Below are 16,656 nucleotides of genomic sequence, written 5' to 3' on the forward strand. Positions count from 1 at the left end.
CGCGCTCAGACGTAGGTGTGCTGGGCAAAATCGCAGGTATTTGTGGCGGCGAAACGCGAGACTAATGATCACCGGTTTCGCGGTATTGTTGATGTTCTGATGGCATGCGACGCCTCCTCTTCGGGCTGAGCTTTGACCTCTCGTCGTTGATATGCGACTGAATGAAGATCGGAGGAATGGAATATGGCGCGCCAGAAGTCAGGCGACAAAGAGAATGTCATCAGACGGGCAGTTGTCGCAGAAGTGGCAGCCGTCGGGTCCACGGCGGTTTCTGTGAACAACGTGGCAAAGCGTTCAGGCTTGGCCGTCGGCACGCTGTATCGATACTTCGAAAACAAAGATGCGCTTCTTCGGGCGACCTATCTCGCAGTTAAATCCGAAATCCATCAGATGATGATCTTGGCGGCGCGCGATCAAAACACGTCAAAAACCAAAATCCGAGCAATGTGGTTCGGGTTGCTGGAATATGCACATCAACAACCGCATGACTTCATTTTTGCCGAAGTCATTTTGAACGCGGTGCTCCTAACAGATGAAGAACGCGCTTTGGTGCAATCGATGTCGGACGAAGCATCTGCCATTGTTGCAGGCGCTGTCGTGGATGGCACCATTCGGGCGGGCTCGGCCGGTGCAATCAACACGCTTCTTATCGCGCCAGCTTTGCAGATAGGTCGTCAGTCAGCTCTAAGCGGTCGTCCGCTGGATCTTGATCACGCTGAAGAAGTATTCGCTTTGTGCTGGCGAGCCGTTTCGACTTGAGGCATAAAATGAGCAACTATTCATTTTAGAAGGACTAGAACCATGTTTTTGTCGAGACAACTTATCGCGGCTGGTTTGCTTATTGGCTCTGTGACGCAAGGAATGGCGCAAGTCACGCAGGACGAAATTCGCAACGGGTTTCGTGAACATGCGGTCATGGCGCAGTTTCACCGCTGGTATCAGCTCTATGAGCGCCCCGCAGGCGGCATCGACAATGCCTTGGATATTCTGACGTCCGACGTCGTCATCTCTTCTGGTTTGGGGACCGCAAATGGTCATGATGAATATGCGTCCCGTGTCGCGCAACTTCCCGACACATGGCGCAACGCGCATTTCCTAAAATCTGCTCAGATCACCCACGGCGACGATGGCGCAATGAACCTCAGTGCGCAGGTTACCTATCAAAACGAAGGTTTGCTGCCTGATGGTGCGGTGCGCGAGGCAGAGTTAACCTACACCGTCTCACTGGCGCAGGGCGAGGGGTTGCTGCCGTTGCTCTCCAATGTGAAAATTGAGCAGAACAGCGAATCTCAAGCGGATGTTTTTGAAGATGCCTATGCTGAAAACCGGATGCGCAGCCTTGTGCATTATTGGTTGGCATTGATCGAAGATCCGGCCCGCAACGCAGCCCCAGTACAAGAGATTTTGGCGGAGGAGTTTTCGCTGAATTTTTCAAGCGGGGCGATTACCGATTTTGCCGGATTTGAAGCTTGGCTCGCTGGACCTGGATCGCAGGTTTCCGCAAGCACGCATATCCTCAGCAACTTTTCTGCGCAGGACTTAGGTGACGATCAATATTCCTTGTCAGTTGACTTCGACTGGGCGGGTATTACGCCTGATGGCGTGGAATTGGTCGCAAAGACCCGCCACAACTGGACTGCAACCAATGATGTGACCGAACGGTTCGCCCGAATTAAAACAGTTGATGTCGAAGTTCTGGAACCTTTCCGTCCCCGCGAAAATTAAGCGAAAACTATGATTTGATCTTCCAGAGCAGCGAAATGTTGCTCTGGGAGAGGCCACTGGGATTGTGCGCCCTCGGGTTCTTATTCTCGGCCCCAACATGATCGCCTAGAAGTAGAACGCGGTCTGAACTCCAGACAATTTTCTGTGGTACGTCCATTTCCCCTACGCCAGCCCCAAGATGCGGCGCGCTTCGCTTGGTGTCGCAACCGCGCGCTGATTGCGGGCGCAAATATCTACGACGGTTTTAACCAAGGCTGCGTTGGAAGGGGCGAGGGTCCTCTTATCAAGGCGGATGTTGTCCTCAAGACCTGTGCGGGTGTGACCACCTGAGGACACTGACCATTCGTTCAAGATAGCTTGATTTGCACCGATCCCTGCAGCGCACCATGGCGCGTCTTCTCCAAACAACCGTTTGACGGTGCGAACGTAGAACTCAAAGACGTCGCGGTCCGCTGGCATCGCATTTTTGACACCCATAACAAATTGAACATACGGCCTGTCTTTGATCTGGCCGCGTTTGTACATCTCGGCTGCTTGCAGGATATGGGACAGATCGAAGGCCTCGATTTCTGGCTTGATTCCGTAGTTCAACATTTCGCCCGCGAGCCAATCCACCAGATCAGGCGGGTTCTCATAAACCCGTGTGGGAAAATTGTTGGAGCCGACCGACAATGACGCCATGTCGGGGCGCAAATGCAGCATCCCCCCACGCATCGCCCCTGCACCAGATCGCCCTCCTGTTGAGAACTGAATAATCATCCCGGGACAGTGTTTCTCCAGCCCAGCCTTGAGCACCGCGAAGGTTTCGGGGTCGCTGGAGGGGCTTTCATCAGCGTTGCGCACATGGGCGTGAACCATGCTTGCTCCGGCCTCGAAGGCTGCATGAGTGCTTTCGATTTGCTCGCTGACGGTGATCGGGACGGCGGGATTATCCGCCTTTCGCGCTACGCTGCCCGTGATTGCTACACAAATGATGCAAGGGGGCGTCATTGGTCTGGGGCCACGGTGAGAACAGGCAAAACTTGCCGGTACTTTTGGCCCTTGCTGATCTTGCCAAAGTTAGCTGGGGTAAGGCGATATGCACTCAAATGTCCGTATCCCTTCATCAAAGGTTTGAAATGCAAGCGGGTGGGGCCGCAAGCCAAAGATCTAAGGAGCCAAAATTTTACTCCACCCCACGATACTGGCCCCATCTTCGCCGCAACTCACTTCGTCTCGCAAGTAAAACTTGGCAAAGAGCCGCAGGGGGGAGGCAACCATTGTCCTGCAGCAGAGCGATGCGAAAACAGCTCTGTTGAGAAAGTTGATTGAGGGCGATGTCGACTTGAAAGGCATTATCTGTTGATAATTCGGCATAAGTAATTGCCGGTTATAACCGGTGCATTTTTCGACTGGACCCCCATTGAAACACGAGATCAAATTTACCCGTCTGACCCAAATTGATCCGGCCGAGATTTTGTCTCATATGTCGGACCCTCGTGTCGCAGAACATATGCCTTTGTTGACTTTCGACTGGGACGCCGACGCTGTGGCTAAGTTTGTGGAGACCAAAGAGCAGCACTGGAGGCGCGACGGGCTTGGCCATTGGGCCATATTGGTAAACGGGATATACGTCGGCTGGGGCGGGTTCCAAAAAGAGGGGGGCGATTGGGATTATGGATTGGTTCTCAGGCCAGACTCATTTGGGCATGGGATACGAATTACCAAGCAGGCGATAGAATTTGCCTGTGCAGACGAACGCCTCCCATATGTAACGTTTCTTTTGCCGCCCTCGCGCCAAAATCTGGGGGCACTCAAGCGATTTGGGGCGAATTTTGTCGGAGAAATCGATTATGACGGGGCAAAGTTTCTCAAGTTCATGCTGAAAACGGATGGGTCGTAAGGCGTGTGCTATTGCCTGCCCAACGCCCCGTCACTGTTATGCGGCGGTCCGAATCCACGGGCGCAGGCTTCAGGTCTCGACTGCCCATGACGTTGGCATAACCGGTGTCAGGCTCAGCAATGATTTCGTGTATGCAGCTTGCGGTGCCGTATAGACCGAATGCGTTTCTCCCACTTCTTCAATCTTGCCATTCCGAAGGACGGCCGTGTCATCAGCCATTTGGCGCACAACGGCGAGATTGTGACTGATGAACAGGATTGTTAGGCCAAATTTGTTTTGCAGATCTTTCAGAAGGTTCAAAATTTCCGCCTGAATGGACACATCCAACGCGGAAGTCGGCTCATCACAAATCAAAAATCTCGGGCGGGCCAATAGAGCGCGAGCGACAGCAATGCGCTGGCGCTGGCCACCGGAAAACTGATGTGGGTACTTGGTAATCGCGTCCGGTTGCATTCCCACTAATGACAGCATCGAGGCCGCTAGTTTTTCCCGCTCGTCCGCGTCTTTTACAAAGCCGTAAAACCATAAGGGTTCCGCCAAGATATCCCCGATCCGGTGGCGGGAATTCAAGCTGGAATACGGGTCTTGGAATACCATTTGAACAAGCTGGCGCGACGGGTGAAGGCGACTGCGGGACTTGCCAAAGGGCAAGGCAGTGTCGCCCAACATCATTGTACCGCTTGACGGTGTCACAAGTCCGGTGATCGCCTTGGCCAATGTGGATTTTCCCGATCCGCTTTCTCCAACCAGCCCCATGATTGATCCAGGTTTGATATCCAGCGTGACATCATCCAGTGCCACATAGGGCGCAGGTTTGCGAAACAACGATGTGCGCGGCCCTGAAAACTGCACCGACAGATTGCGCAACGACAGCCCTGTGGGCGCTTGCTGTTGCCCTTCAAGAAGCCAGTTTTCTGCGAGCTCCCCGAGGCTGGAAGACGCATCATTAGCCTCCGGAACACGAAAGCGTTCCAATTTGCGGTCCAGCGGCGGAACTGCGTCCATTAGGGCCTGTGTATAAGGGTGTTCGGGCGCGCCCAATACTTGCGCCGTGTCGCCTGTTTCCATAACGCGCCCTTTGCGCATTACCGTGACACGGTCAGCCACTTGCGCAATCACGCCGATGTCATGCGTGATCAACATGAACGAAATCTGGCGCTCTTTTGCGAGCCGTTGGATCAAGCTTAGAACCTGCGATTGAACGGCCACATCAAGGGCTGTCGTTGGCTCATCCGCAATGATCAATTCTGGGTCGGTGCTGATGGCCAACGCAATGACAACCCGCTGACGCATGCCACCGGAAAACTGATGCGGGTAGGCCTTGATCCGTGTCGCGGCGTCTTTGATCCCGATTTCCTCAAGCAGATCGACCGCGCGTTGTCGGGCCGCGGCTTCTGTGACGTCAGAATGCGCCTGAATGGTTTCGATCAGTTGGTCCTCGATGGTCATCAACGGGTTCAGGCTGGTTTGCGGGTCTTGGAAAATCATTGAGATACGATCGCCGCGCACCTTATGGGCCTGCTCTGGCGTCAAGGTGCGCAAATCCGTCTCCCCCAACCTCAAGGAGCCCTTTGCGACATAGCCCGGAGACTGCAGCAGGCCGATTACAGCCGCCCCGACGGTCGATTTTCCAGCACCGCTTTCCCCGACCAACCCATGAATTTCACCGGGTTTGATTTCCATGTCCACGTCCTCGATGGCGGTGAAGTCGCCAAACCGAGAGGGAAATTTTACTGCAAGATCCTTGATCGTCAGCATCTAGCGTAACCTCGGGTTGAATATGTCTCGCAGAAAGTCCCCAAGGATGTTGATCGACACCACCAGCGCGACGAGAAACAGCGTCGGTATCCACAAAATCCACCATTCACCGGACAGCAGAAACTGCATGCCAATGCGGATAAGCGTGCCAAGGCTGGGGCTGTCGGCGGGCAGGCCGATGCCAAGGAATGACAATGTTGCTTCGAGCAAAATGGCCGATGCAAGATCCACCGTCAGGATCACCAAAAGCGGCCCAAGTATGTTGGGGAGTATATGTACGAACATCACGCGTGTCGGGCGTTGGCCCATCATGATCGCGGCCTGTACGTATTCCTTGTTCATCTGCACAAAGGTTGACGCGCGGGCCGTGCGGGCAAAATTCACCCAAAGCGACAGCGCAATCGCCAAGGTCAGCACAGCAACCCGCAGGTCTTGCTGGATGGCTGCGGGCAAAATCCCGCGTGCAATTCCATCAATAAGCAAGGCCGTCAGGATCGCGGGCAGCGCAAGCTGCACATCCGCGATACGCATCACCACCGCATCAAAGCGACCACCATAATACCCCGCGGCAAGGCCAAGCCCCACACCAAGGATCGCGGCAATCGTCAGGGCCGACAAACCAATAACCAGCGATAGCCGCGCACCATAAAGAATAGACGAAATCATATCGCGACCCTGATCGTCCGTCCCCAGCAGGTATTTTGGGTTCGAGCCGTCCTGCCATGCGGGGGGAAGAAGCCCGTCAAACAAGCTAAAAGAGGACAAGTCATAAGGGTTCACCAACGCGACCCATGGAGCGAAAACCGCACCCAAAAAGATCAGCACCGCTACCATTGCCGCGACAATGGCTGCAGGGGAATGAACGAACAGCCAAAGCCCTTCATATTTTTTCAACAGGGCGATCATGACACGTCACTGATCCGCAAACGAGGATCGATAGCCACGTAAAGCAGGTCCACAACAAGGTTCACCAGCACAAAGAAGAACGCGATTACAACAAGGTAGACCCCCATCACCGGAATATCGACAAAGCGTATGGATTCAAGGAACAACAACCCCATGCCCGGCCATTGGAAGACGCTCTCGGTGACAATCGAAAAGGCGATCACACCGCCAAACTGCAGCCCGATTATCGTGATCACGGGCACCATGGTATTGGCTAACGCATGCTTGTAGTGCAACCGCCCCATGGGCACGCCGCGCGCCATGGCAAACCGGATGTAGTCGGACCGCATTACCTCCATCATTTCGGCGCGGACAAGCCGCATGGTCAAAGTGAGCTGATAAACACCAAGGGTAATCGCCGGCAGCAACAATGCCCGCCACCCGTCAATAGTGAACAAGGAACTTTCCCAGCTGCCAATCTGAACTGTGCCCCCTCGTCCAAAGGTGGGCAACCAGCCCAACTGCACCCCGAATATGAAGATCAACATTATCCCAATCACAAATGTGGGGATCGACACCCCCACAAGGGTGGTCATCAATATCGTCTGGGTCAGCACGCCCCGAGGTTTTAGCGCAGTATAAACACCGGCAGGCACCCCCACGACAAGAGAGATGATCAACGCCACCACACCCAATTCCAAGGTTGCCGGAATCCGGTCGGCAATCATATCCGCCACTGGTTGGCGGGTGCGGTAGGAGAACCCGAAATCACCTTTCAGCATATCCCCCGTGAAACGCATAAACTGCGAAACAAAGGGGTCGTTCAATCCCAGTTCTTCCCTTAGCCGTTCCTGATCCGCGACAGAGGTTTCGACCCCCGTCATCTGGGTGATTGGATCGCCAACGAACCGGAATAGTGAAAAGGCCAAAAAGGCGACGGCCAGCATCACAAAGACGGATTGAACCATCCGCTTGAGAATGAAATAGACCATCGCCCTTTGCCCTAACTCCGGATCAGTTCACCGTCACCCAACGCAACATGAAGAAATTATCCGCACGTTGTGTCAATTCGACGTTGTCCTTTGCGGCCCAGATCAGGGGCTGAGTATACAGCGGGATATAGGCAACTTCGTCTTGCGTGATTGCGATGATTTCGTCGATCATCGACTGGCGCGCGGCCGGATCGATTTCTTGCTGAACCATCGGCAGCAACTCATCCACTCGCGCGTTGGAGTAGTTGCCAAAGTTCCAAGACCCCAGTTTGCGGGAGTCGTCTTGGCTGTGCATCAAGAACCGGATCGGGTGCTCCATGTCGAATGTGCCCGGGGACCAGCCCAAAAGGTACATATCGAAGTCATCCTCGCGCAGTTGCGGCCAGTAATCGCGGACTGGGCCGGTGCTTAGCTCTGCATTTAGGCCGACGGCTGCAAACATCGAGGCCGCTGCACGACATAAGGCTTCGTCGTTGATGTAGCGGTCGTTGGTGCATTTCAACCCGAAAGAGAACCCGTCAGGATACCCCGCTTCTGCGAGCAGTTCTTTGGCCCGATCTGGGTTGTAGTCGGGGCGGTTTTGGTTGGCTTCCGAAAAGCCCGAAATGCCCGCAGGTACCAATTGGCTTGCCGGCTCGATTTTGCCTCGGAACAGCACGCGGTCAATTGACGCTATGTCCAAGGCATGGGCAGCGGCCAGTCGCACGCGAGGGTCGGTGAAGGGGTTGGCATCTGTCACGTCAGACGAGTACAGCAATGTATCATGTTCATGGCCAAAGCCGAACATGATGACGCGGGTCTCTTCGCCCTCCAGCACTTTGAAGCCGTCTCGGCTTTCAACCTGAGCGACGTCTTGCAAAGGGATCGGTTGGATGAAGTCGATCTCGCCGGATAGAAGTGCTGCGAGGCCGGTGGCGGAGTTTCCGATTGGGGTGAAAACCGCCTCGGTGATGTTATGGCTGGCGTCGTCCCACCAAGCTCCATTTGGCGCCAGTGTTGTGCGCACTCCGGGGTCGCGATCAGCTAGGGTGAAGGGGCCGGTGCCGTTCACATTCATGGTTGCGAAATTCTCGGCGTCGCGCGCAGGGAGGGCGGCGTCATTGGCCTCGGCCCAATCTTTATCGAGGATCATGAAGTTCGCGATTGAATCGGGGAACAGCGGGTTGGGTGCCGAGGTGACAAAATCGACAGTGAATTCGTCGACGACACGCATGTCTGTCACAGGCGCAAACCACGAGCGCACATCGGCCGCTTCATCAGAGGCCCGCTGATAGGAAAACAACACATCTTCGGAGGTGAAGGCGGCCCCGTTTTGGAAGGTCACCCCTTCGCGCAACTTGAATCGCCATCCGTTTTCACCTTCAAGCGGCTCCCAAGAGGTTGCCAAGGACGGTTCGATCGACATGTCTTGCCCGCGACGAACAAGTCCCTCGTAGATGTTGTTCAGGAATGACAGTACCGGCGCGGAATTTACCGCATGCGGGTCCATGGTTTGTGGATCGGTCGTGGAGGCCCAGCGAAATGTTTCGGCGGAGGCTGCCAAAGCTGACATGCTCAGCGCGCCTCCAAGTACGGCTAGTTTCAAAGGTAACATTGTTCTCTCCGTTGATATCGGGGCAGCCCCGTTTGTAAGTGTAGTCAAGCACGCCGATCAGAGACGAGCAATAGCGGATGGATGCAAAGGCCGCGTGGCTTGGCGTCAAGAAAACGGAGGATATCTTGCCTTGGCTGGTCTTGCCCCTTCGCGGTCACCGGATAAGCCGCAGTACAGGTTTCATGTGATTTCAAAGCGCGCCTGACGACAAAGCCGAGGGCAAAATTTTACGTCACAAGACGGCTTGTCAGGCCCAAATTCGCATCCTATAGGGGAACTACGCAGGGGAGTCCCGCCAATGGGACTGAGAGGCTGACAGGGTGAAAACCCGGTGACGCGACCCTTTGAACCTGACCCAGTTGACACTGGCGTAGGAAGCAAAAGGTTGCACTGTCGGGTGATCCGTCTTGCGCAACTGGACAAGCAGGCACCACGCGCCTGCGCATCCTCCCCAAACTCAATTGGTGTCTTTTTAGGACTTGAGCTTGAGGAGCACCAACATGAACATCCCCACCCCTAAAATCACCACAGACGCATTGCCTGCATCGCGCAAAATTTATGTCGATGGGACGTTGTTCCCTGATGTGCGTGTGCCAATGCGCGAAATCTCGGTGCATCCAACCGCAGGTGAGCCGCCCTTGCCTGTCTATGACAGCTCTGGCCCCTATACGGATGGTGACGTGCAAACGGATGTAAAACAGGGCCTCGCGACGCTGCGCCGCGCTTGGATCGAGGCCAGAGGTGACGTCGAAGCCTATGACGGGCGGGAGATCATTCCTGCGGACAACGGATTTGTGCAAGGGGACCACCTAACCCCAAGCTTCCCGATTAAGACACGGCCACTGCGTGCAAAAGGGAACCGTGCGGTGACCCAGCTTGCCTATGCCCGCGCGGGTGTCATTACCCCAGAAATGGAGTTCATTGCGATCCGCGAAAACCAGCTGCGCGAGCTGGCACCCTGCCACCGTGATGGCAACGATTGGGGGGCAAATATTCCCGATTACGTGACACCGGAATTCGTGCGTGACGAAGTCGCCGCAGGCCGCGCCATTATCCCCGCAAACATCAATCACCCAGAATCAGAACCTATGATCATCGGGCGCAACTTTCTGGTGAAGATTAACGCCAATATGGGAACCTCGGCGGTCACATCGTCCATGGAAGAAGAAGTCGACAAAATGGTTTGGGCGATCCGTTGGGGGGCGGACACCGTGATGGATTTGTCCACAGGGCGCAACATTCACAACACCCGCGAATGGATTGTGCGTAACAGCCCAGTGCCCATCGGGACGGTGCCTTTGTATCAGGCGCTGGAAAAGGTGAACGGCATCGCAGAAGACCTGACTTGGGACGTCTTTCGCGACACGTTGATCGAGCAGGCCGAGCAGGGGGTCGACTACTTTACGATCCACGCAGGCGTTCGGCTGCATATGGTGCCAATGACGGTGAACCGCGTCACGGGGATCGTGTCGCGCGGCGGCTCGATCATGGCTCAATGGTGTTTGCACCATCATAAGGAAAGCTTCCTATACGAGCACTTTGAAGAAATTTGCGACATTTGCCGTACCTATGATGTGTCATTCTCGCTTGGCGATGGGCTACGCCCCGGCTCCATTGCGGATGCCAATGATGAAGCGCAATTTGCCGAGTTGGAGACATTGGGAGAGCTGACCAAGATTGCATGGGCCAAAGATTGTCAGGTCATGATCGAAGGTCCGGGTCATGTTGCAATGCACAAGATCAAAGAAAACATGGACAAGCAGCTGGCATGTTGTGACGAGGCACCTTTCTACACGCTCGGGCCACTGACCACGGATATCGCACCCGGATATGACCACATCACCAGCGGCATCGGAGCAGCGATGATCGGCTGGTTCGGCTGCGCGATGCTGTGCTATGTGACGCCCAAGGAACACCTCGGCTTGCCGGATCGTGATGATGTGAAAACCGGCGTGATCACCTATAAGATTGCCGCCCATGCCGCCGATTTGGCGAAGGGGCTGCCAGGGGCACAACGGCGCGACGATGCGCTATCACGTGCTCGGTTCGAATTTCGTTGGGAAGATCAGTTCAACCTGTCACTCGACCCAGATACCGCGCGTGACTTTCACGACCAGACTTTGCCGAAGGAAGCCCATAAGGTCGCGCATTTCTGCTCAATGTGCGGGCCGAAATTTTGCTCGATGCGCATTTCACATGACATCCGGTCCATCGCGCAAAAGGAAGGGTTTGAGGCCATGTCCGCCAAGTTCCGCGAAGGTGGGGAGTTGTATGTTCCGGTGAAGGACAACAACGGGTGATCACCATAGCAGGGGCGGGTCTTGCGGGTCTGTCATCAGCGTTGGAACTCGCGCGGCGCGGTGCCGCCGTGCGGGTTTTCGAAGCCAACCCTTCGATTGGGGCCGGTAGCGTATCGCGCTTTGCAGGTGGGATGCTTGCGCCTTGGTGCGAACGCGAAAGCGCCGACGAGGCTGTTGTTACCCTCGGGGCGCAAGCGGCCGATTGGTGGGGGCGGATCACCCAAGTGAGCCGTCTGGGCACATTGGTCGTAGCCCCCACCCGCGATAGCGCGGAGTTGACCCGCTTTTCGCGCCGCACCTCGGCGCATCGTGCGGTAGATCAGGCCGAAATTACCACGTTGGAGCCCGCGCTGGCGGGGAGGTTCTCCCACGGCTTGCTGTATGAGCAAGAGGCGCATTTGAACCCGCGCATGGCCCTGCTGGATCTGGCCAAGGCCGTCAAAGATCTGGGGGTTGAAATTGTGCTGGGAACCAAGGCACCGGCGCAGGTGGATTTGGATTGCACAGGTGCGTCGGCCAGCGTGACTGATCTGCGGTTTGTGCGGGGCGAAATGGCGATCTTGTCTTGCCCTGAGGTCGCAATCAACCGCACCGTGAGACTGCTTCACCCCCGCATTCCGCTGTATGTGGTTCCCCGCGGGGAAGGGGTCTACATGATCGGGGCGACAATGGTCGAAAGCACATCAACGCGCCCCCCAACTTTGCGATCCTTGTCAGAACTGTTCAACGCGGCCTTTACCCTAAACCCTGCGTTCGCCGAGGCAGCGGTCATTGAAACGGGTGCGGGTTTGCGGCCTGCCTTCCCTGATAACCTGCCGCGTTTGGTCAAAAATGACGGAAGGCTTCATTTTAACGGGTTGTATCGTCACGGGTTTCTCTTGGCGCCAGCGCTGGCCGTCCAAGCCGCTCAACTCATTCTTTCGGAGACATCTCATGCAAATCATCGTCAATCAAATACCGCAAACCATTAATGCCAGCTCACTTGCCGACACTTTGATCGAGCTTGGGTTCACAGGGCCGGCCATCGCCACCGCGATCAACGGTCAGTTTGTTCCGCGAGACGCACGCGCCGATGTGACTTTGGCACATGGGGACCGGCTGGAAGTTCTGGCCCCAATGCAAGGAGGATAGAATGCAATTTTATGGGGTGGACGTATCGTCACGTCTCTTGCTTGGTACGGCACAATATCCTTCGCCTGCGGTACTGTCAGAGGCGATCGTTGAAAGCCGTTGCGACGTTGTAACCGTAAGCCTTCGCCGTGAAACCTCTGACGGGACAGGGGCGGGGTTTTGGGACCTGCTGCGCGAAGCGGGCAAGCGCATTTTGCCGAACACGGCCGGATGCCATTCGGTGGCAGAGGCGGTGACGACTGCTCAGATGGCCCGAGAGATTTTCGAAACGAACTGGATCAAACTGGAGGTCATAGGCCACGCAGATACGCTGGCCCCTGATGTCTTCGCGTTGGTTGAAGCGGCACGGGTTTTGTCGGCGGAGGGATTTCAAGTGTTTCCCTACACGACGGATGATCTGATCGTCGGGGAAAAGCTGCTGGATGCGGGCTGTGAAGTCTTGATGCCTTGGGGCGCCCCCATCGGGTCCGGTCAAGGTTTGCGCAATCCGGATGCGCTTCGCGCCATGCGCGCCCATTTCCCCAATGTGCCTTTGATCGTGGATGCGGGGATTGGTCGGCCGTCGGATGCGGTGCAGGCGATGGAATTGGGAATGGACGCGGTTTTGCTGAACACAGCTGTGGCCAAATCAGGTGACCCTGTTTTGATGGCTCGTGCGATGGCTTTGGCCTTGGACGCAGGGCGCGCTGGGCTGGTGGCAGACCCGATGGACCGCCGCGATATGGCGGTGCCGTCGACGCCGACACTTGGTATGGCGGAGCTGGGATGATGGAAAAATTCTATCTGATTGTAAGTGATGTGGCCGAGCTTCGATCTTTGGTGCCTGTTGGGGTGCGGTTGGTGCAGCTGCGGATCAAGGACCGAGATGCGCCCGAAATTCGCCGGCAAATCGAAGAAGCCCGTGCCATCTGTGACGCGCATAATGCGCAACTTGTGGTGAATGACTATTGGGAAATTGCGATCGATTTGGGGTGTGATTTCGTTCACTTAGGGCAAGAGGACATGGATCAAGCCGATTTTGAAGCCTTGCGTCATGCGCATGTGCGGTTTGGCCTCTCGACCCACGACGGGGCCGAGTTGGATCGCGCTTTGTCTTACAATCCGGCCTATGTGGCTCTTGGGCCTGTGTATCCGACGCTGCTGAAAAAGATGAAATGGCGACCACAGGGGTTGGAGAAAGTCTCCCGTTGGAAGACGGCCGTGGGGGACACCCCGCTTGTGGCGATTGGCGGGCTAACCCCAGATCGGCTGGCGGGGGTGTTTGCAGCCGGTGCCGACAGTGCCGCGGTTGTAACGGACATTCAGCAGGCCGATGATCCGATTGCGCAAACCCGCGCTTGGATCACAGCATGTGCGCCATGAGCCGCTACGCGCGGCAAATTCAGTTACCTGATGTTGGTCTGGACGGGCAGGATAAGTTCTCGCGCGCGAAGGTGGCTGTGATCGGGGCTGGCGGGCTTGGATCACCGGTGTTGTTGTACCTCGCGGGGGCTGGTGTGGGGCATTTGACCGTGCTTGACGCGGATCACGTCTCTCAAAGCAATTTGCATCGCCAACCGCTGTACCGGATGTCCGATATTGACCGCCCCAAAGTTGCCGTCGCCGCCGAAGCCATCGCGGCACTGAACCCCGAGGTGACCGTTGACGCACGACAGTGTTCCTTGACGCCAGATGTCGCCACGCAAATTGTGGCAGACGCGGATGTGGTCATTGATGCCGCAGACAGCTTTGCCGTGACGTACTGTTTGTCGGATGCCTGCTATGCCGCGCAAACGCCGCTCATTTCGGCCAGCGTTCTGGGGCAGGCGGGATATGTCGGAGGCTACTGCGCTTGCGCGCCATCCTTGCGGGCGGTGTTTCCGGACCTGCCACAAACGGGTGCCACATGTGCGTCGGCAGGGGTCTTGGGGCCGGTTGTTGGGGTTGTGGGATCATTGCAGGCGCAAATGGCGCTGCGCGTGCTGCTTGGATGCGACCCTTCCCCGCTTGGGCGGATGGTGACGGTTGATCTTGAAAGCTTCGTTTTCGGGGGCTTCGATTTTCATGGAAGCCCTGAGCCGAACGATGGCTTTTCGTTTATATCCAAAGGGATGCTCCGAGAAGGGGATCTGGTTTTTGAACTTCGTGATGCGGATGAGGCGCCGGAGCCGCTTGTGGCTTCGGCAAGATACATGTCCCAAGACGATTTGGCCCACTTTGACCCGATACCCGACAGGCGCATTGTGTTGTGTTGCCAGTCGGGGCTGCGCGCATGGCAGGCTGCGTCAGTTCTACGGGCACGCGGAGCGCGCTCCCTCGCGGTCATGGCAGCGACGCTTTGTGCGGACGCCCCCTGAGGTTGACGCGTATCTGTGCCTTACCTAACTCAATCATATCGGGGGCGCCTAACGGCTGAGAAGGCCCCATTGAACCTGAACCAGATAATGCTGGCGGAGGGAGGGCAATTGATGCGGCAACCTTGTCCCCTGTTTCGCCGGTCAGAGAAATGACAGTGAAAATACTTGTACCCCTAAACTTCCACCATGGCCCTGTTTTCAGGGATCACTCAGCAGGGCTTGTTGCCTCATGTTTTCCCGCAGGTTGGGGATCGATCAGATGATCAAGAACGTGCTTTCGATTGCAGGATCGGACCCTTCTGGCGGAGCGGGCATTCAAGCGGACATCAAGGCGATTTCGGCAAACGGGGCCTATGCGATGGCGGCGATCACTGCGCTGACGGCTCAAAACACTCAAGGGGTGAGCGGCGTTCACCATGTCCCAGCCTCCTTTGTTGCGGATCAGATTGCTGCAATCTTTGCCGATATCAAGGTCGATGCGGTGAAAATCGGTATGATTGCGAATGCCGGTATTGCGCAATCGGTGGCGGATACGTTGAGAGCCTGGCCGGACGTCCCCGTCGTGCTGGATCCGGTGATGATCGCCAAAGGCGGTACGCCGTTGCTGGCGCAAGACGCAGTTTGCACCATGCGCGACGCTCTTTTGCCAAAGACCACCGTTCTGACCCCGAATTTGCCGGAAGCAGCCTATCTGCTGGGCAAGCCAGAAGCGACGACGCGCGATGAAATGGTCGCGCAGGGCAGGGAGCTATGTGGCATGGGGCCTGCCGCCGTGTTGATGAAAGGCGGCCATCTAGATGTGGACGATAGCCCCGATGTGTTGGTGACTAACAAGCAAGAATTTTGGCTTAATGCACCGCGATTTGCGACGAAGAACACGCACGGCACCGGGTGCACACTTTCCGCGGCTCTGGCGGCGCAGATTGCCAATGGTGCGACCATGCAGGAGGCCTGCTCCGCGGCAAAGACCTATGTTGCGCAGGCCATAGAGGCCGCCAACCAGTTAAGTGTTGGAAAGGGGCATGGCCCTACGCATCACTTCGCGTCTCTCTACAGGTAGCGAAGTTAACAGCTCTGCGCCGTTGGATCAGACGCAATGAAGGGCCATGCGTGCGCTTCGGCCAACAGATCGCTTGGCGCGGTCCTACGGCTAGAAGGTGATTTTCACACCGGGCAGGTTGATCGCCTTCATCAGTTCACGAACTTCCTGACGGGCGGCGATGTTGGAGACGTTGAGGTTCTTGATGCCGATGTCGCCAAGGTCCAGCAAAGTCAGGCCACTGGGGAAGAGTTCACGGAAAATCACCCGCTCCGAGAAGCCCGGGGCGACGCGGAAGCCAATGCGCTTGGCAAGTGATTCAACGGCGTCGGTGATTTTCTTCTTGTTGTGCATGCGTTGGGTGCCCACGCGGTTGCGCACCACCACCCAATCGATGGGGGTCAGGCCGGCTTGGGCGCGAAGCTGACGGGCCTGCCAGACCATTTCAGAATAGACTGACGGGCCGATAATTTTTTGGGTCTCTGGTTCAATGCGCGCCAGAAGGTCGAAGTCGATGAAGCTGTCATTCAGCGGGGTGATCAACGTGTCGGCCAGTGAATGCGCAACTTGGCTCAGACGGGTGTGGGAGCCAGGGCAATCGATGACGATGAAATCAAAACGGCCTTCCATACCTGCCACTGCTTCGGTCAAACGGCGGTCATAGATGTTTTCGCCAGCGCCCAAACTTGCGGGATCAACCTCTGGCAGTTCGACCACTTCTGGGCTTGCCAGCTCTAGGCCGTTTTTCTTGGCAAACCGCAAACGGTTCTCACAGTAGCGCGAAAAGCTGCGTTGGCGAAGGTCAAGATCCAAGGCACCCACGGTAAAGCCCGCGCGTACCAGCGCCGTGACAACATGCATGCAGTTGGTGGATTTTCCTGATCCACCCTTTTCGTTGCCAAAGACGATAATGTGAGCGGCCATGATGTGTCCTGTATTCTAATGCATGCCCCTTAGTGGGGATTGACGTCGTTATAATCGTGAGCAGGGCCGAGGGGAAGCAAAACCGGTGTC

Annotated in this window: 16 protein-coding genes and 2 riboswitches; of the genes, 10 read left to right on the forward strand and 6 right to left on the reverse strand. The window is 56.2% G+C overall.

All coding sequences use genetic code 11. The annotated features are described in order from the left end of the window. Positions 1–183 precede the first annotated feature (183 nt). Both Q0746_RS12665 and Q0746_RS12670 read left to right on the forward strand, forming a co-directional pair. The gene (locus tag Q0746_RS12665; protein WP_298260797.1) at positions 184–759 is read left to right on the forward strand and encodes a TetR/AcrR family transcriptional regulator; all 576 of its coding nucleotides are present in this window, start codon (positions 184–186) and stop codon (positions 757–759) included. Positions 760–801: 42 nt separating this feature from the next. Further along, positions 802–1,725 carry a hypothetical protein gene (locus Q0746_RS12670; protein WP_298260799.1) on the forward strand — a complete coding sequence of 308 codons (924 nt, stop codon included), beginning with the start codon at positions 802–804 and terminating at the stop codon, positions 1,723–1,725. A gap of 162 nt (positions 1,726–1,887) precedes the next feature. Here Q0746_RS12670 and Q0746_RS12675 read toward each other — a convergent pair whose 3' ends face one another. Next, a complete protein-coding gene (locus Q0746_RS12675; RefSeq protein ID WP_298260801.1) occupies positions 1,888–2,715 on the reverse strand; it encodes a 3-keto-5-aminohexanoate cleavage protein in 828 nt (275 codons plus the stop codon). A 412-nt stretch (positions 2,716–3,127) separates the two neighbouring features. Here Q0746_RS12675 and Q0746_RS12680 point away from each other — a divergent pair, with 412 nt between their 5' ends. After that, entirely contained in the window at positions 3,128–3,607 is a 480-nt protein-coding gene (locus tag Q0746_RS12680) for a GNAT family N-acetyltransferase (protein ID WP_298260803.1), read from the forward strand. Between the two features lie 69 nt (positions 3,608–3,676). On the opposite strand, the gene Q0746_RS12685 is transcribed toward Q0746_RS12680, so the two are convergent. From Q0746_RS12685 to Q0746_RS12700, 4 genes are read right to left on the reverse strand one after another with little or no spacing between them, the layout of a single operon-like run. Then, positions 3,677–5,365: an ABC transporter ATP-binding protein gene (locus Q0746_RS12685; protein WP_298260805.1), complete on the reverse strand. Its 1,689-nt coding sequence runs from the start codon at positions 5,363–5,365 to the stop codon at positions 3,677–3,679. After that, the gene (locus Q0746_RS12690; protein WP_298260806.1) at positions 5,366–6,259 is read right to left on the reverse strand and encodes an ABC transporter permease; all 894 of its coding nucleotides are present in this window, start codon (positions 6,257–6,259) and stop codon (positions 5,366–5,368) included. 8 nt (positions 6,260–6,267) lie between these two features. Continuing rightward, a complete protein-coding gene (locus tag Q0746_RS12695; protein ID WP_298260808.1) occupies positions 6,268–7,242 on the reverse strand; it encodes an ABC transporter permease in 975 nt (324 codons plus the stop codon). A 22-nt stretch (positions 7,243–7,264) separates the two neighbouring features. After that, on the reverse strand, positions 7,265–8,836 hold the full coding sequence (locus Q0746_RS12700) for an ABC transporter substrate-binding protein (RefSeq protein ID WP_298260811.1): 1,572 nt from the start codon (positions 8,834–8,836) through the stop codon (positions 7,265–7,267). Positions 8,837–9,109: 273 nt separating this feature from the next. Further along, positions 9,110–9,230, forward strand: a riboswitch (TPP riboswitch). Positions 9,231–9,336: 106 nt separating this feature from the next. Between Q0746_RS12700 and thiC the strand changes: the two genes are divergently transcribed. From thiC to thiD, 7 genes are all read left to right on the forward strand, one after another. Further along, complete coding sequence (thiC, locus tag Q0746_RS12705) at positions 9,337–11,136, forward strand: phosphomethylpyrimidine synthase ThiC (protein ID WP_298260813.1); 1,800 nt, start codon at positions 9,337–9,339, stop codon at positions 11,134–11,136. Further along, positions 11,133–12,107: an FAD-dependent oxidoreductase gene (locus Q0746_RS12710; RefSeq protein WP_298260815.1), complete on the forward strand. Its 975-nt coding sequence runs from the start codon at positions 11,133–11,135 to the stop codon at positions 12,105–12,107. The genes thiC and Q0746_RS12710 overlap by 4 nt, the downstream gene beginning before the upstream one ends. Continuing rightward, complete coding sequence (gene thiS / locus Q0746_RS12715) at positions 12,070–12,267, forward strand: sulfur carrier protein ThiS (protein ID WP_298260817.1); 198 nt, start codon at positions 12,070–12,072, stop codon at positions 12,265–12,267. The genes Q0746_RS12710 and thiS overlap by 38 nt, the downstream gene beginning before the upstream one ends. 1 nt (position 12,268) lies before the next feature. Beyond that, the gene (locus tag Q0746_RS12720) at positions 12,269–13,036 is read left to right on the forward strand and encodes a thiazole synthase (RefSeq protein ID WP_298260819.1); all 768 of its coding nucleotides are present in this window, start codon (positions 12,269–12,271) and stop codon (positions 13,034–13,036) included. Continuing rightward, positions 13,036–13,629, forward strand: coding sequence for a thiamine phosphate synthase (locus tag Q0746_RS12725; protein WP_298260821.1), 594 nt, complete (start codon positions 13,036–13,038; stop codon positions 13,627–13,629). The genes Q0746_RS12720 and Q0746_RS12725 overlap by 1 nt, the downstream gene beginning before the upstream one ends. After that, positions 13,626–14,603 (forward strand): ThiF family adenylyltransferase, encoded by a 978-nt coding sequence (locus Q0746_RS12730; RefSeq protein ID WP_298260823.1) that lies wholly within the window; start codon positions 13,626–13,628, stop codon positions 14,601–14,603. The genes Q0746_RS12725 and Q0746_RS12730 overlap by 4 nt, the downstream gene beginning before the upstream one ends. 30 nt (positions 14,604–14,633) lie before the next feature. Next, positions 14,634–14,723, forward strand: a riboswitch (TPP riboswitch). A 139-nt stretch (positions 14,724–14,862) separates the two neighbouring features. Next, complete coding sequence (thiD, locus tag Q0746_RS12735; protein ID WP_298260825.1) at positions 14,863–15,663, forward strand: bifunctional hydroxymethylpyrimidine kinase/phosphomethylpyrimidine kinase; 801 nt, start codon at positions 14,863–14,865, stop codon at positions 15,661–15,663. 90 nt (positions 15,664–15,753) lie between these two features. Here the strand turns inward: thiD and Q0746_RS12740 are convergent, their stop codons facing one another. Next, the gene (locus Q0746_RS12740; RefSeq protein WP_298260826.1) at positions 15,754–16,566 is read right to left on the reverse strand and encodes a division plane positioning ATPase MipZ; all 813 of its coding nucleotides are present in this window, start codon (positions 16,564–16,566) and stop codon (positions 15,754–15,756) included. Between the last annotated feature and the right edge of the window lie 90 nt (positions 16,567–16,656).

It is taken from the genome of uncultured Litoreibacter sp., from assembly GCF_947487515.1.
Classification (GTDB): domain Bacteria; phylum Pseudomonadota; class Alphaproteobacteria; order Rhodobacterales; family Rhodobacteraceae; genus Litoreibacter.

Coding starts and splice junctions, on each gene's coding strand:
- Q0746_RS12730 (WP_298260823.1), top strand. CDS start 13,626: ATGAGCCGCTACGCGCGGCAAATTCAGTTACCTGATGTTGGTCTGGAC.
- Q0746_RS12670 (WP_298260799.1), top strand. CDS start 802: ATGTTTTTGTCGAGACAACTTATCGCGGCTGGTTTGCTTATTGGCTCT.
- Q0746_RS12740 (WP_298260826.1), bottom strand. CDS start 16,566: ATGGCCGCTCACATTATCGTCTTTGGCAACGAAAAGGGTGGATCAGGA.
- thiD (WP_298260825.1), top strand. CDS start 14,863: ATGATCAAGAACGTGCTTTCGATTGCAGGATCGGACCCTTCTGGCGGA.
- Q0746_RS12725 (WP_298260821.1), top strand. CDS start 13,036: ATGGAAAAATTCTATCTGATTGTAAGTGATGTGGCCGAGCTTCGATCT.
- Q0746_RS12700 (WP_298260811.1), bottom strand. CDS start 8,836: ATGTTACCTTTGAAACTAGCCGTACTTGGAGGCGCGCTGAGCATGTCA.
- Q0746_RS12665 (WP_298260797.1), top strand. CDS start 184: ATGGCGCGCCAGAAGTCAGGCGACAAAGAGAATGTCATCAGACGGGCA.
- thiS (WP_298260817.1), top strand. CDS start 12,070: ATGCAAATCATCGTCAATCAAATACCGCAAACCATTAATGCCAGCTCA.
- Q0746_RS12695 (WP_298260808.1), bottom strand. CDS start 7,242: ATGGTCTATTTCATTCTCAAGCGGATGGTTCAATCCGTCTTTGTGATG.
- Q0746_RS12675 (WP_298260801.1), bottom strand. CDS start 2,715: ATGACGCCCCCTTGCATCATTTGTGTAGCAATCACGGGCAGCGTAGCG.
- thiC (WP_298260813.1), top strand. CDS start 9,337: ATGAACATCCCCACCCCTAAAATCACCACAGACGCATTGCCTGCATCG.
- Q0746_RS12720 (WP_298260819.1), top strand. CDS start 12,269: ATGCAATTTTATGGGGTGGACGTATCGTCACGTCTCTTGCTTGGTACG.
- Q0746_RS12685 (WP_298260805.1), bottom strand. CDS start 5,365: ATGCTGACGATCAAGGATCTTGCAGTAAAATTTCCCTCTCGGTTTGGC.